The organism is Rhizobium sp. NPDC090275 (assembly GCF_044772225.1).
Lineage (GTDB): Bacteria > Pseudomonadota > Alphaproteobacteria > Rhizobiales > Rhizobiaceae > Rhizobium.
In genome coordinates this window covers 568,105-581,946 of sequence record NZ_JBIVYL010000004.1, presented here as the reverse complement: position 1 = coordinate 581,946, position 13,842 = coordinate 568,105, and the positions used below count along the sequence as shown (strand labels likewise).

The following is a 13,842-nucleotide window of genomic DNA, read 5'->3' as shown; positions in this document are numbered from 1 at the left end:
ACCAGATACGATCGCTGCGCCCACACCTTCTTCTCAACCATATGCATCGCAGCCATTGTCATCTTCTGGATTTGATTTAACGAGTCCTGAGCCTAGTTGATAGGCTCTAGAGCAGTTCGATGGAATGGGGATTGCAAGATGGCACAGGCATCGGATCGCCTGGATCCGCTGAAGACGGCGCAGCAATGGCAAGAGAGCGGTCGCCGCGTTGCGATTGCGACCGTCGTCGAAACCTGGGGATCGGCACCGCGACCTGCCGGCAGCCACCTGGTTGTCGATGCAGACGGAAATTTCGAGGGCTCGGTCTCCGGTGGTTGCGTTGAGGCTGACGTGATCTCCGAAGCGATGTCGGTCATTGCGGGAGACGACGCGAAAATGCTGGAGTTCGGCGTGGAGGACGAAACGGCTTGGCGCGCGGGTCTTTCCTGCGGGGGCCGGATTCGCATTTATGTCGAAAGGCTTGGCCAATGAAGGCGGAACTGCTGGCGCGCATAAATGCCGCCCGTGAGGCACGAAAATCGGTTGTCCGGATCACGAACCTTGCCGACGGCACCGACACGGTGATCGTCGAAGGAGACGCCTATGATGGTCCGTTCGCGACCGCATTGCCCGCCGCATTTCGCTCCGGCAAGTCAAGCCAGGCGGAGATTGGCGGCAAGAGCTACTTCCTCAATGTCTACGTCCCGCCGCCCAGGATCGTGGCAATCGGCGCGGTGCATATCAGCCAGGCGTTGGCGCCGATGGCTCGGATCGCCGGCTTCGACATAAAAATTATCGACCCTCGCAGCGCCTTTGCGACGGAGGAACGCTTCGAAGATGCAGATCTGCTCGCGGAATGGCCTGAGGAAGTTCTGAAGACGTCACCGCTCGATAGCTACACGGCTTTGGCCGCGCTGACCCATGATCCAAGGATCGATGACTTTCCCCTTGCGGAAGCCTTGCGCGCGGGTTGTTTCTATGTCGGAGCCCTCGGCAGTCGGAAAACGCAGGAATCTCGGCGCCAGCGGTTGCGCGAGCAAGGCTTTGAGTCAGCCCAGTTGGAGCGCATTCATGGTCCCATCGGCCTCGATATCGGTGCGGCCAATCCGGCGGAGATCGCAGTCTCGATCATCGCCGAAATTATTCAGGCCTTTCGTCTTCGCCCGTTGTCCTGAGAGCGTTGACGTCGAAGGTCGCTCAATCTCAGGCAAGTTGCGAGATATAACTTGACTATGAAAGTCATAAAATAATAGACGGGGTCAATTCCAAGGGAGTGACCCACCAATGCGCCTTACCGGCAAAATCCACGCACTAGCAGCCACCCTCTTCCTCTCGACCGCCTTGCCGGCCCTAGCCGGCACCGTCACCATAAAGGACGTGACGGGGCGAAGTGTTGAGGTCAACACGCCCGTGAAGCATATGATTCTCGGCGAAGGCCGCCAGATCTACTTCCTTGCCGCGCTCGACAAGGAGAATCCGTTCGAACACGTGGTCGGCTGGCGTGATGATCTGCCCAAGGCGGATCCGGAATCCTACGACGCCTATCTCGCCAAGTATCCCGATATCGCCAAGCTGCCGACATTCGGCGGCATGAAGGATGGCACCTTCGACATCGAGCAAGCCGTGGCGCTGAAGCCCGACGTCATCCTGATGAACATCGACGCCAAGACCGCGACGGAAGAAGCTGGTTATATCGAAAAGCTCGGCAAGGTCGGCATCCCCCTCGTCTACGTGGATTTCCGCGAGAAGCCGATGGAAAACACCGAGCCGAGCATGCGCGTCATGGGCCAGTTGATGGGCAAGGAAGCGGTCGCCGAGGATTTCATCAAGTTCCGCGCCGACAGCATCAAGCGCGTGACTGATGTGCTCGAGAAGAACAACCCGAAGAAGCCCGTGGTCTTCGTTGAGCGCGCCGGCGGCTATTCGGATGATTGCTGCATGTCCTTCGGCAACGAGAATTTCGGCAAGATGGTCGAGATCGCCGGCGGCATCAACATGGCCAAGGATATCATTCCCGGCACCTTCGGAACGGTCAATCCGGAGCAGGTCATCGCCTCCAATCCCGACCAGATCATCGTGACCGGCGGCAATTGGGACAAGTACGTCCCCGGCGGCGCCTGGGTGGGTGTTGGCTACGGCGCGGACCTCAAGGAAGCTCATCGCAAGCTCGAGGCACTGACGAAGCGCCCGGCCTTCACCGGCGTCAAGGCTGTCTCGGATGGCAATGTGCATGCCATCTGGCATCAGTTCTACAACAACCCCTACCAGTTCGTCGCGGTCCAGGAGATGGCGAAGTGGCTGCATCCCGATCTCTTCGCCGATCTCGATCCTGAAGCGACCTTCAAGGAACTGCACGCCCGCTTCCTGCCGCTGGACTACAAGCAGGGCTATTTCGTCTCCCTGAAGGACATGTGAGCATGGCTGTCAGCGCCATCGAGACATCGGCAACGGGGCGCGTGCAATATCGCGCCCTTGCCTTGCGCCGCATCGTGATCCTGCTCGCCCTCACCATCGCGTTGTGTTTCAGCATCGCGCTTGATATGGCGCTCGGACCGGCCAATTATTCGCTATCGGACGTGCTTGCGGCACTTGCAAACCCCGGTGAGGTGGCTGCGCAGTTGCGGGTGATCATCTGGGATATCCGCATGCCGATCGCCCTGATGGCGGTCACGGTCGGCGCATCGCTGTCGGTCGCCGGCGCGCAGATGCAGACCATCCTCTCCAACCCGCTCGCAAGCCCGTTCACGCTGGGGATTTCGGCCGCGGCGAGTTTCGGCGCGGCGCTTGCGCTGGTCGGCGGCGTCTCGCTGTTTCCCGGCGCCATCCAGTACATGGTGCCGCTCAACGCCTTCCTGATGGCGATGGCCGCGGCGCTCTTCATCCATTTCGCCTCGACGATGCGCGGCGTGAGCGTCGAGACCATCGTGCTGCTCGGCATCGCGCTGGTCTTCACCTTCAATGCGGCTTTGTCGCTGCTGGAATATCTGGCGTCCGAGCAGGCGCTTGCCGCCGTGGTGTTCTGGACCATGGGCAGCCTCACCAAGGCGACATGGCCGAAAGTCTGGTTCACGGCCGCCGTTCTCGTCGTGACCGTTCCCCTGTTCATGAAGGATGCCTGGGCGCTGACCGCACTGCGGCTCGGCGACGACAAGGCGGCCAGCATGGGCGTCAATGTGCGGCGCCTGCGGCTGCAGACGATGATGATCGTCAGCCTGCTCGCCGCCATACCCGTATCGTTCGTCGGCACGATCGGCTTTGTCGGACTGGTCGGTCCGCATATCGCGCGCATGGTCGTCGGCGAGGATCAGCGCTTCTTCTTGCCGGGAGCCGTCATTTGCGGCGCGCTTCTTCTGTCCGTAACATCGGTGGTGAGCAAGATGCTCATTCCCGGCGCCATCCTGCCGATCGGCGTGATCACGGCGCTGGTGGGCGTACCGTTCTTCTTCGTCCTCATTTTCAGCAACAGGAGACGCGCATGGTAGCGCTCGCGCTCAAAAACGTTGGCGCGACCTATGGTCGGGTCAAGGTGCTCCAGGATGTCGGGATCGACGATCTTCGCGGCGGCAGCGTCACCGCGATCATCGGGCCGAATGCCGCCGGCAAGTCGACGCTCTTCAAGCGCATCGCCTCGCTGATCAAGGGGCCGGGACTGGTCGAGCTCTCCGATACCGAGGCCGGTCCGCGAACGATCTGTTACATGCCGCAGGACACCGGCGCCAACGCCGTGCTGACGGTCTACGAGTCCGTCTTGCTGTCGGCCAAGCAGGGCAGCGGTTGGAGGGTTGCCGATGAGGAACTGGCCGCGATCGACCGGCTCTTGAAGGCGCTACGCATCGACGATCTCGCGTTTCGCGGGCTTGGCGAACTTTCCGGCGGCCAGCGCCAGCTGGTCTCACTTGCGCAGGCGCTCATTCGCAATCCGGAAGTCCTGCTCATGGACGAGCCGACCTCGGCGCTCGATCTGCACCGGCAGGTGGAGGTTCTGGACTTCATCTCCACCACCGCCAAGCGCGACGGCATGATCGTCCTCATCGCGCTTCACGATCTCAATCATGCTCTGCGCTATTGCGAGAACACCGTCGTCATCAGCAACGGCAAGATGGCGGCGAGCGGCAAGACCGGCGACGTGATCACCAAGACCATGCTGCGCGATATCTACAAGATCGACGCGCGCATCGAGCACTGCTCGCAGGGAACGCCGCTCGTCATCGTCGACGGCGCGATATGATCGCTTAGACTGCAGCCTGCGCTGCGCCAAATACCTTGGCGCGGCGTACCGTGACGAAGCCGCGATCTCCGGCCCGAACAGCACGCTCGGGCTCGACGTCGAATTCCAGCTGCACACCGCTTTCGGTGCTCGCCAGAATACGCCGGCCATCCGGCCTGTCGAGAACCCGATCGACGCTGGCGCCGATGCCGGGGCCGTCTCCGGACCAATCGAGGTCGGCCGGGCGCGCATAGATCTCGCCGGTACCATCGGCAATACCGGGTGCCGCGACCGAAGCACCGCCGGCATAGGCAACGCCAGAGCGGATTTCGGCCGGCAACACGTTGGCGTCACCCAGGAATTTCATCACGAAGGCCGATTGCGGATCGCGGCAGACCTGCTCGGGCGTGCCCTCCTGAACGATTTTGCCGTCCTTCAGGATGACGACGCGGTCAGCGAGATCCAGAGCCTCTTCCTGGTCGTGGGTCACGAAGATGGTGGTGATGCCGAGCTCGTGGTGGATCTCGCGCAGCCAGCGGCGCAGGTCGTGACGCACATTGGCATCGAGCGCGCCGAACGGCTCGTCGAGAAGCAGCACCTTCGGATCGACCGAGAGCGCACGGGCAAGCGCCACGCGCTGGCGCTGGCCGCCTGAGATCTGTGCCGGAAACCGGTCGCCCAGCCCCTCCAGCCGCACGAGACGCAGCAGCTCGGTGACGCGCGCTTCGATCGCGGCCTTGTCGCGCTTGACCTTCGAGACCTTCATGCCGAAGGCGATGTTTTCGCCGACCGTCATGTGCGGGAAGAGCGCATAGTGCTGAAAGACAAAGCCGACGCCACGGTCGCGAACCGGAATGTCGGTCGCATCCTGGTCGCCGAAGAAGATCTGGCCGCCATCCGAATATTCGAGGCCGGCAACCATGCGCAGGATCGTGGTCTTGCCGGAACCCGAAGGCCCCAGCAGCGCGAGCAGTTCGCCGCTGCGGATATCCAGCGAGACATCGCGCACGGCGCGAAACGTGTCGAAGGTTTTGACGACGTGGTCGAGGCGGATCTTCATGAGTTTTTCTCTGCTGGCTGGGCAACGAGGACGGGACGCGCGGCGGGCTTGGCACTGCTGGAGCGACGGCCGGCCCCCTGGCGCTCGAGCGCCACCTTGGCGATAATGGTGAAGATGGCGATGACCGCCAGGATCGAGGCGGCTGCGAAGGCGCCGGTTGCCTGATAATCGTGATAAAGCAGCTCGATGTGTAGCGGCAGCGTATTCGTCTGGCCGCGAATATTGCCCGAGACCACAGACACGGCGCCGAATTCGCCCATCACGCGCGCATTGCAAAGCACGACACCATAGAGCATCGCCCACTTGATGTTCGGCAGTGTGACCGAGAAGAACGTGCGCCAGCCGGAAGCGCCGAGCGACGTCGCCGCTTCTTCGAGATCGCGCCCTTGCGCCTGCATCAGCGGGATGAGTTCGCGCGCGACGAAGGGTGCGGTCACGAACATTGAGGCAAGCACGATGCCTGGAATGGCGAACAGGATCTTGATGTCGTAGGCCTCGAGCGTCGGCCCGAAGATGCCTTGCAGCCCATAGACGAAGAGATAGGCAACGCCGGCGACGATGGGCGATACGGAGAACGGCACCTCGATCAGCACGAGCAGGAAGCGCTTGCCCCAGAAGTCGAACTTGGTGATCGACCATGCGGCCGCGACGCCGAAGGCGGTGTTGATGGGTACCGCGACCAGCGCGGTCAGCACCGTCAGCATGATCGCATGCAGCGTATCAGGATGACTGATTGTGGCGCTGTAGACCTGCCAACCCTTGGCGAAGGCTTCAACCCCGATGATGACGAGCGGCGCCAGGATGAGGAAAGCGCCGATGATCAGCACAAGGCTGATCAAGGTGCACCGGACGATCGGCTGGTCGCCGACGCGCGGCGGTTTTCGGCGGGTGGGAATGCTGCTCATGATCAGTTCCTCACCGTGTATCGCAGCGCCCGCGCCTGCATCCAGTTGGTCAGCGCCAGCATGAGGAAGGCTGTGAGCAGCAGGACAGAGGCGATCGCGGCGGCCGCCTGGTAGTCGTACTCCTCAAGCCGGATGAAGACGAGAAGTGCGGTGATCTCCGTCGACATCGGCTGATTGCCGGCGATGAAGATGATGGCGCCGAACTCGCCAAGCGAGCGGGCGAAGGACAGCGACACGCCGGCAAGCAGCGCTGGCGTCAGCAACGGCAGCATGACCTTTCGGAAAATCGTCCAGTCCGAACCACCCAGCGACTGCGCGGCCTCTTCGTAAGCGGGATCGAGATCCTCGAGAACCGGCTGAACGGTGCGGACGATGAAAGGAAGGCTGGTGAAGCACATGGCGACCATGATGCCGATCGGCGTATAGGCGACCTTGATGCCAATACCTTCAAGCACCGAGCCGAACCAGCCATTCGCCGCAAACAGCGTCGTCAGCGCGATACCGGCCACCGCTGTCGGCAACGCGAATGGCAGATCGACCATCGCATCCACGAGCCGCCAGCCGGGAAAACGATAGCGCGTCAGCACCCAGGCGAGCGCGAAGCCGAAAAACAGGTTGAAGATCGTGGCGCCGAGCGCCGAGAGCACCGTGACCCGATAGCTGGCGAGCGCGCGCGCGGATGACACGATACGCCAGTAGTCCTCTGGCCCAAGGCTTGCGGCCTTGAACACCAGGGCAGCCAGAGGAAGGACGACGATAAGGCCGACATAGAGAAGGGTCACACCCAGCGACAGGCGTAATCCGGGCAGGACATTGCGTCTCAAGCGGTCATTCCCTGTTTCATAAGTCCTGCTCTACAAGCACGATGACGAAAGCAGCCCGGGGGGCAAACGCCAGCCGAGCCAAGCGATATAATATCCGGTTAGGGCTTACCGGCTGCCATAAAGCTTGTCGAGAATGCCGTCGGAGGCGAAATGCTCCTTCTGGATCTTTTCCCAGCCGCCGAACGTATCGTCGACATTGACGAGGCGGATCGCCGGAAAATGGTCCTTGAACTCGCCGATCACGTTCTCATCGCGAACGCGATGGCCGAACTGCGCGGCAATCCGCTGACCTTCCTCGGTGTAGAGGAAGTCGAGATAGGACTTGGCGAGCGCTTCTGAGCCATGCTTGGCGGCGACCTTGTCGACCACAGCGACGGGGAATTCGGCAAGCAGGCTGACCGACGGGATCACGCCTTGAACCTTGTCGGAACCGTACTGCTTCTCGATGCCGCGCGTCTCGGCTTCGAAGGTGATCAGCACATCGCCGGTCTCGCGCTCGACGAAGGTCGTCGTGGAGGCGCGGCCGCCGGTGTCGAAGACCGGCACGTTGTCGAAGATCTTGGTGATGTAGGCTTCGATCTTACCCTCGTCGCCCTTGTAGGCTTCCTTGGCCCAAGCATAGGCGGCGAGATAGGTGTAGCGCGCATTGCCCGATGTTTTCGGGTTGGGGAAGACCGCATGCACGTCGTCACGCGCGAGATCACCCCAGTCCTTGATGTTCTTCGGGTTGCCGGCGCGCACCAGGAAGGATGGGAAGGAGTAGAACGGCGACGCGTTGTTCGGGAAGGCCTTGGCCCAATCCTTGGAGACGAAGCCGTTCTTCGCGAGGAAATCGATATCCGTCGACTGGTTGAACGTCACGACGTCTGCCTCGAGACCTTCGATGATCGAGCGTGCCTGCTTGGAGGTGCCGGCGTGCGACTGGTCGATCGTGACGCCCGGATGCTGCTTGATGAAGGCTTCGTTCTCCGAGGCGAAAAGCTCGCGCGAAACGTCATAGGACGCATTGAGAAGCTTTGTCGGCTCTGCGGCATGGGCCTGAACGGAGAAGAGGGCGGCAAGTGCTGTGCCGAGAATCAGAAGGCGGTTCATCTATCGCTCCGGTGTTTCACTGTGCGGTGAAACTAATCGGACCGCCTCCAGATCGCGAGGAACCACCGCCCCCGGTTGCGGACAGGCTTAGAAATTCTGTCCCTTTTTCGCCATATTTCGCGGCGGTTTTGCTTCATGCGGCGCGGGAGCATACTTACCGAGCGTTCCTAAGCCTCTGCTAACAAAATGCTTTCTTCACATCGCAAAATTGAGAGGGCCGAATAGAAATTACTGCGAAGTCTCGGCTCCTCAGTCCACGACATGGCCCTTGCGCTCGTCCAGGCTTTGGCGTATCACCCCGACATCACAGGGGTGCTCCGTAATGCCGGGGCTGAGATACGGTCGCATGATCGTGGACCCTCAAGCTGATCTGGATAATGCCAGCGGAGCGAGGTAGAGCGATGTTTTCCGGCGCGCAGATTTCACTGTATCCCATGACCGACAATTTCGTCGGTGTCATCACCCAGGCGCTTTCCGCGCTCGATCCCCATCGTGACAGGTTGCGGATCGAGACGGACGATATTTCGACGCTGATCATCGGCACGCCCGACGTGGTCTTCGCCGCCATGCGCGACCTGTTCGCGGCGGCCGCCAGCAGCGGCAAGCATTGCGTGCTGCACGCGACCATCTCGCGCGGCTGCCCCGGCGAGCCTGACGACCCGATCTGCCAGACGCCCGAACTGACCGGCCCCATGGCGCCGCTCGACGAGCGCAAGGCCCGCGCGCACCAGGCGGTCAAGGACGCGCCTGTCATCGGCCAGGAAACGGCCGCGCAGTTCTCGCTTTATACGCTCGGGATCGACGGCCACATGGACGAGATCTACGGCTGCATCGACTTCCTGAAGAATTCGGGCGTCTTTGAGAAATCGAAGAATTTCTGCACGAAGCTGCGCGGCGACACCGGTGCGGTGTTCTCGACCGTGCACGAGGCGCTGGTGCGCTTCGGCCCGCCGGCAGGCCATGTGACGATCGACCTTACCGTCTCGGCAAACAGCCCGTCCAAGCGCTAAGCGCCGATCCACGCTCGCGTTCAAAACGGTTCTATCATGTCGACATCACGCCCGCCTTCCCGGCAGGTCGTTTCCGGCCTGCACCATCACATCCGCACCGGTCTAAGCCGGGCTCTGCCGGCAATCGCGGCCGTCTGCCTTCTGGTGGCGACTTGGGAGGCCTATGTCCGCCTGTCCGGCATCTCGCCCACGACCTTGCCCTCGCCGTCCCGCGTTCTCGCGCAGACCTTTCAGGCCCGGCAGGCGCTGTTCGACAACACGCTTCCGACATTGCGGGCGACGCTTGCCGGTTTCGGCTGCTCGCTTGCGGCCGCATTCACCCTGTCGGTCCTGATCGATTTCTGCCAGCCGCTCCGTCGGGCGCTGTTTCCGCTCTTCATCATCAGCCAGACGCTGCCGCTGGTCGCCATCGCGCCGCTGATCGTTCTGTGGTTCGGCTTCGGCCTGATGCCCAAGATCCTGCTGGTCGCACTCGTCACCTTCTTCCCGATGCTGGTGGCGCTTTGCCAGGGCTATCAATCGACCGAAGACGAACTGCAGCAACTCGTGGCTTCGATGGGAGCGCCACGCTGGAAGCAGTTTCTGCTCGCCCGCCTGCCATCCGCCCTGCCCTTCTTCTTCGCCGGGCTGCGTATATCCATCACCTATGCCGTCGTCGGCGCGATCTTCGCGGAATATGCGGGTGCTGCCAAAGGGCTCGGCATCTACATGCTGAACGCCAAGAACAATTTTCGGCCTGATCTGGTGCTGGCCGCCGTGTTCGTCAGCGCCGTGCTGACCCTCACTCTGTTCGGCCTCACCGTCATCGCCGAACATCTGGCCATGCCATGGGCGAGACGCGGAAAGGGGAGCGCCCGATGACCGCGCCACGCCTGGAACTCAACCACATCACCTGCCGCTATGGCGAAACCCCTGTTTTGTCAGACATCTCGCTGACAGTGAAGCCCGGCGAATTCGTCTCCATCCTCGGGCCGTCAGGCTCGGGCAAGTCCACGCTCTTCAAGCTGCTGACCGGCGCGCGCAGGCCTGAGGGCGGCAACATGCGCTTCGACGGCCAACCGCTTGACGGAACGATCCACCCCTTCGCCTTCATGCCGCAGCGCGATGCGCTGATGCCGTGGCGGCGCATAATCGACAACACCACGCTTGGCCTCGAGGTTCAGGGCATGCGCCGCGCCGAGGCCCGCCGGCGGGTGCTGCCGCTGTTTTCCGAGTTCGGTCTCGACGGCTTCGAACAGCATTATCCGGCGGAATTGTCTGGCGGCATGCGGCAACGCGCGGCACTGCTGCGCACCGTGGTGCAGTACAAGCCGATGCTCTTGCTCGACGAACCCTTCGGCGCGCTCGACGCCCTGACGCGCGCGGGCATGCAGCGCTGGCTGGAGGAGATGTGGTCGCAGCACGACTGGACCGCGATGCTCGTCACCCATGACGTGCGCGAGGCGGTCTATCTATCCGACCGCATCTATATCTTCTCGCCCCGCCCTGCCCGCGTCATCCGCGAGATCACCGTCGATCTTCCACGCCCGCGCATATTGGACGGATCGGCGCGTGCGCGCGTAGCCGAGATCGAGGCCGACATTCTCGACACGCTTTTCAATGCCCCGAACGACGCCACAACGACCAACCTGGAGGAACCACGATGAAAACCCCGATGCTGACCCGCCGCGCAGCCCTGGCTTCGGCCGCAGGACTTACCCTGACGCTGCCGATGTCGCCGCTTCTGTCGAAGCCGGCCCGCAGCCAGGAGAAGCGCCCCGTCAAGGTCGCGCTGGACTGGACGCCCAATACCAACCACATCGGCCTCTTCGTGGCACGCGACAAGGGATTTTACCGCGATGCGGGCCTCGACGTGGAGATCCTGCCCTATACGGACACCTCGGCCGGCACGCTCGTCGCCAATCATGTCGCTGATTTCGGCATTGACGGCGCCATCGGCCTCATGACCCAGCGGACAGCCGGCGCCGATCTCGTGGCGACCTACGCCATCGTCCAGACCGAGACCGGCCGTCTCGTCTTCAATGCCGATCGCGATGACATCCGCAGCCCGAGGGATCTCGACGGCAAGACCTATGGCGGCTTCGGCAGTGCCTGGGAAAACGCGCTGATCGGCTCGCTGATCCGCCATGATGGCGGCAAGGGCGAATTCGAGACCGTGACGCTCGGCACCTCCGCCTATCAGGCGCTGGCCAACGGCAGCGTCGATTTCACGCTCGAAGTCTACACCTGGGAAGGCGTGCAGGCGGAACTCGAGGGCGTGAAGCAACGCGCCTTCCGCTACGCCGATTATGGCGTTCCGGACGAGCACACGACGCTGCTCGCCTCCAGCCAGGCATTTCTGGATGAGAAGCCGGATCTCGCGCGCGCCTTCCTGCAGGCAACCCGCAAGGGCTACGACTTCGCCGTCGATCACCCTGGCGACGCGGTCGATCTGATGATCGCGGCCAATAGCGACGCACTGACCAATCGCGCGCTTGTAGAGGCATCACTGAAGGCGCTGATCGCGGGGCACTACTTCCGCACGCAGGATGGCATTACCGGTCGCATCGACCCGGCCAAGATGACAGCGATCGGCGACTATCTGTTCCAGGCGAAAATCCTGAAGGATGCCGACGGCAAGACACTGACAGCCGCGCCTGACTTTTCGCGCTACTTCAGCAATACGCCGCTCAATGCCGCCTGACGGGCGTGCATGCCAGCCTCTGCCATCCAATACGTTTCCTCCAGCCGATATTCGGTTGGAGGAAGTGCTATCAATACCGATAGCCGACCGGCTGATGACACTACCGCGCGGTTCCGAACCAGTAACCTAGCGTGCAGTTTGAATAAAGTTTTACTGAAAATTCATGGTGTAACGCTGATTATTAGCAAGCGAATATTTTTCACCATTCTGGCGTTCTAGCCAAATTAATTTTCGGAGCTTAGATCTTGGCAAACCTAAGGATTTCGCGGCAACTCTTCTTGCTTGTCGGCCTGCTGCTCGTGATATTCTCGGGCATTGTCTACATGCAAATCCGCACGTTGCGGGAGGCCATCTACACCGAGCGTTTCGAAATGATGCGCTCACAGGTCGAAAGCGCCATCAGCGTGCTCGACACGTTTTACCAGCAGGAAAAAGCCGGAGCGCTGACGCACGAAGCCGCGCAAACGGCCGCCTTCAAGGTTGTCGAGAAAATGAAATACGAGCCTTCGGGCTATTTCGTCGGTTTCGACTACAATGTCGTCCAGATATTCAAGGACGGTTCCAAGAGTATTGGCCAGAACCAATCCGGCACACAGGACAAGACCGGAAAATATATCTCGAAGGAGCAGGTTGATCGCGGCATCGCGGGCGGCGGCCGCACGATCTTCTACTGGCAGAAGCCCGGCCAGCCGGCTGATCAGCTCTTCCTCAAGGGCAATTATTCGAAAGCCTTCGAGCCTTGGAAAGTCGTCGTTGCCACTGGCGTCTACATGGATGATGTCGAGACGCAGATCTGGGATGCCACGATGGCAGTCATCGGTCTCTGTCTCGTCGCACTGGCGATCGCCGTCGCCATGGCCTTCTACATCATTCGCGGCATCTCGCGTCCGCTGTCCGCGATCCATGATGCATTGGGCGCGGTTGCCAATGAAGACGTGAGCAAAGCCATTCCGCATACGGACCTGCGCAACGAGGTCGGCATGATGGCGAAGGCCACCAAGTCGCTCCAGGAAAAGGTGCGCGATCGTCAGCAAATGACCGTCCGGCAGGAAGAGCAGCAGCGTGAGCTCAATGCCGAGCGCCAGCGCAGCGTCGATGCACAGCTGCTCGACGCCGAACAGCAGGCGCATGTGGTTTCGACCATCGGAAACTCGCTTGAGCGACTGGCGAACGGTGATCTCACGGTCCGCTGCGATGATCTTGGCACCAAGTATGCCGGCCTGCGCGACAACTTCAACGATGCGCTCGCACGGCTTGAGCAGGCGATGTCGCGTGTCAGCCTTAAGGGCAACGATATCGCCGTCAGTAAGGAAGAAATTCGCCGCGCCTCCAACGAGCTCGCGCAGCGCACGGAACGCCAGGCCGCCAACCTCGAAGAAACCTCGGCGGCGCTCGACGAACTGACGGTTGCCGTCCGGCAGACCGCCGATGGCGCCCGCGAAGCGGCGCGGCGCGTCTCCAGCGTCAGCAGCGAAGCGCAGCAAAGCGACGCCGTCGTCAGCGAAGCGATCAACGCCATGAACGGGATCGAACAGTCCTCCGCCGAGATCACCAAGATCATTGGTGTCATCGACGAAATCGCCTTCCAGACGAACCTTCTGGCTCTCAACGCGGGCGTTGAAGCGGCGCGTGCTGGCGAAAGCGGCAAGGGTTTTGCGGTTGTCGCGCAAGAGGTTCGCGAACTTGCGCAGCGGTCCGCCGCGGCGGCGAAGGAAATCAAGAGCCAGATCTCCAGCTCCTCGACGCAAGTCGAGCAGGGTGTGGACCTGGTCGGACGTGCCGGCGAGGCGCTGAAGAGGATTTCAAGCCAGATCGAAAGCGCCAACGAGATCGTGTCGAAGATCTCCCACAGCGCTCAAGAGCAGGACACGACCTTGCGTTCGATCTCGCAGTCGATGAACCAGCTGGATACGGCAACGCAGCAGAATGCCGCCATGGCGGAAGAGACGACCGCGTCCGCCGAGGTGCTCGCCAACGACACCGGCGATCTGCTCGATTTGATCCGAGGCTTCCGCATCGGCCAATCGGGTGGCGCGACGTCGCTTCACGACATGGGCCAGAAGATGCGGCTCGCGAGCTAGG

At 61.7% G+C, this 13,842-nt stretch carries 14 protein-coding genes and 1 riboswitch; of the genes, 10 read left to right on the top strand and 4 right to left on the bottom strand.

The features are described from left to right. The first annotated feature begins 138 nt into the window (after positions 1-138). From ACIQUB_RS13785 to ACIQUB_RS13765, 5 genes are all read left to right on the top strand, one after another. The gene (locus tag ACIQUB_RS13785; RefSeq protein WP_113236135.1) at positions 139-471 is read left to right on the top strand and encodes an XdhC family protein; all 333 of its coding nucleotides are present in this window, start codon (positions 139-141) and stop codon (positions 469-471) included. After that, positions 468-1,154, top strand: coding sequence for an XdhC family protein (locus ACIQUB_RS13780; RefSeq protein WP_402930266.1), 687 nt, complete (start codon positions 468-470; stop codon positions 1,152-1,154). Before ACIQUB_RS13785 ends, ACIQUB_RS13780 begins: the two co-directional genes overlap by 4 nt. A 109-nt stretch (positions 1,155-1,263) precedes the next feature. After that, the gene (locus ACIQUB_RS13775) at positions 1,264-2,394 is read left to right on the top strand and encodes an ABC transporter substrate-binding protein (protein WP_402930264.1); all 1,131 of its coding nucleotides are present in this window, start codon (positions 1,264-1,266) and stop codon (positions 2,392-2,394) included. Between the two features lie 2 nt (positions 2,395-2,396). Next, the gene (locus ACIQUB_RS13770) at positions 2,397-3,461 is read left to right on the top strand and encodes a FecCD family ABC transporter permease (protein ID WP_402930262.1); all 1,065 of its coding nucleotides are present in this window, start codon (positions 2,397-2,399) and stop codon (positions 3,459-3,461) included. Beyond that, complete coding sequence (locus ACIQUB_RS13765; RefSeq protein WP_402930261.1) at positions 3,455-4,207, top strand: ABC transporter ATP-binding protein; 753 nt, start codon at positions 3,455-3,457, stop codon at positions 4,205-4,207. Before ACIQUB_RS13770 ends, ACIQUB_RS13765 begins: the two co-directional genes overlap by 7 nt. Before the next feature lie 4 nt (positions 4,208-4,211). Here the strand turns inward: ACIQUB_RS13765 and ACIQUB_RS13760 are convergent, their stop codons facing one another. The 4 genes from ACIQUB_RS13760 to cysP all read right to left on the bottom strand — a co-directional run bounded on the left by ACIQUB_RS13760 (position 4,212) and on the right by cysP (position 8,067). After that, positions 4,212-5,246 carry a sulfate/molybdate ABC transporter ATP-binding protein gene (locus tag ACIQUB_RS13760; RefSeq protein ID WP_402930259.1) on the bottom strand — a complete coding sequence of 345 codons (1,035 nt, stop codon included), beginning with the start codon at positions 5,244-5,246 and terminating at the stop codon, positions 4,212-4,214. Next, the gene (gene cysW, locus ACIQUB_RS13755) at positions 5,243-6,151 is read right to left on the bottom strand and encodes a sulfate ABC transporter permease subunit CysW (RefSeq protein WP_402930257.1); all 909 of its coding nucleotides are present in this window, start codon (positions 6,149-6,151) and stop codon (positions 5,243-5,245) included. The genes ACIQUB_RS13760 and cysW overlap by 4 nt, the downstream gene beginning before the upstream one ends. 2 nt (positions 6,152-6,153) lie before the next feature. Further along, positions 6,154-6,975 carry a sulfate ABC transporter permease subunit CysT gene (gene cysT / locus ACIQUB_RS13750; protein ID WP_402930255.1) on the bottom strand — a complete coding sequence of 274 codons (822 nt, stop codon included), beginning with the start codon at positions 6,973-6,975 and terminating at the stop codon, positions 6,154-6,156. A gap of 105 nt (positions 6,976-7,080) precedes the next feature. After that, entirely contained in the window at positions 7,081-8,067 is a 987-nt protein-coding gene (gene cysP / locus ACIQUB_RS13745) for a thiosulfate ABC transporter substrate-binding protein CysP (protein WP_402930253.1), read from the bottom strand. Between the two features lie 298 nt (positions 8,068-8,365). Further along, positions 8,366-8,476, top strand: a riboswitch (TPP riboswitch). Between cysP and ACIQUB_RS13740 the strand changes: the two genes are divergently transcribed. The 5 genes from ACIQUB_RS13740 (at position 8,469) to ACIQUB_RS13720 (ending at position 13,841) form a co-directional block, all read left to right on the top strand. Continuing rightward, entirely contained in the window at positions 8,469-9,077 is a 609-nt protein-coding gene (locus tag ACIQUB_RS13740; RefSeq protein WP_402930251.1) for a YkoF family thiamine/hydroxymethylpyrimidine-binding protein, read from the top strand. It overlaps the preceding riboswitch by 8 nt. Positions 9,078-9,113: 36 nt before the next feature. Continuing rightward, positions 9,114-9,938, top strand: coding sequence for an ABC transporter permease (locus ACIQUB_RS13735; RefSeq protein WP_402930249.1), 825 nt, complete (start codon positions 9,114-9,116; stop codon positions 9,936-9,938). Continuing rightward, entirely contained in the window at positions 9,935-10,723 is a 789-nt protein-coding gene (locus ACIQUB_RS13730) for an ABC transporter ATP-binding protein (protein WP_402930247.1), read from the top strand. Before ACIQUB_RS13735 ends, ACIQUB_RS13730 begins: the two co-directional genes overlap by 4 nt. Further along, positions 10,720-11,760, top strand: coding sequence for an ABC transporter substrate-binding protein (locus ACIQUB_RS13725; protein WP_402930245.1), 1,041 nt, complete (start codon positions 10,720-10,722; stop codon positions 11,758-11,760). Before ACIQUB_RS13730 ends, ACIQUB_RS13725 begins: the two co-directional genes overlap by 4 nt. Positions 11,761-12,005: 245 nt before the next feature. After that, positions 12,006-13,841, top strand: a complete 1,836-nt coding sequence (locus ACIQUB_RS13720; protein WP_402930243.1) for a methyl-accepting chemotaxis protein — start codon at positions 12,006-12,008, stop codon at positions 13,839-13,841. Position 13,842: the final 1 nt, after the last annotated feature.

Bases quoted from the DNA above. Each gene is read 5' to 3' on its own strand.
- ACIQUB_RS13785 (WP_113236135.1), top strand. From the start codon at position 139: ATGGCACAGGCATCGGATCGCCTGGATCCGCTGAAGACGGCGCAGCAA.
- ACIQUB_RS13780 (WP_402930266.1), top strand. From the start codon at position 468: ATGAAGGCGGAACTGCTGGCGCGCATAAATGCCGCCCGTGAGGCACGA.
- ACIQUB_RS13775 (WP_402930264.1), top strand. From the start codon at position 1,264: ATGCGCCTTACCGGCAAAATCCACGCACTAGCAGCCACCCTCTTCCTC.
- ACIQUB_RS13770 (WP_402930262.1), top strand. From the start codon at position 2,397: ATGGCTGTCAGCGCCATCGAGACATCGGCAACGGGGCGCGTGCAATAT.
- ACIQUB_RS13765 (WP_402930261.1), top strand. From the start codon at position 3,455: ATGGTAGCGCTCGCGCTCAAAAACGTTGGCGCGACCTATGGTCGGGTC.
- ACIQUB_RS13760 (WP_402930259.1), bottom strand. From the start codon at position 5,246: ATGAAGATCCGCCTCGACCACGTCGTCAAAACCTTCGACACGTTTCGC.
- cysW (WP_402930257.1), bottom strand. From the start codon at position 6,151: ATGAGCAGCATTCCCACCCGCCGAAAACCGCCGCGCGTCGGCGACCAG.
- cysP (WP_402930253.1), bottom strand. From the start codon at position 8,067: ATGAACCGCCTTCTGATTCTCGGCACAGCACTTGCCGCCCTCTTCTCC.
- ACIQUB_RS13740 (WP_402930251.1), top strand. From the start codon at position 8,469: ATGTTTTCCGGCGCGCAGATTTCACTGTATCCCATGACCGACAATTTC.
- ACIQUB_RS13735 (WP_402930249.1), top strand. From the start codon at position 9,114: ATGTCGACATCACGCCCGCCTTCCCGGCAGGTCGTTTCCGGCCTGCAC.
- ACIQUB_RS13730 (WP_402930247.1), top strand. From the start codon at position 9,935: ATGACCGCGCCACGCCTGGAACTCAACCACATCACCTGCCGCTATGGC.
- ACIQUB_RS13725 (WP_402930245.1), top strand. From the start codon at position 10,720: ATGAAAACCCCGATGCTGACCCGCCGCGCAGCCCTGGCTTCGGCCGCA.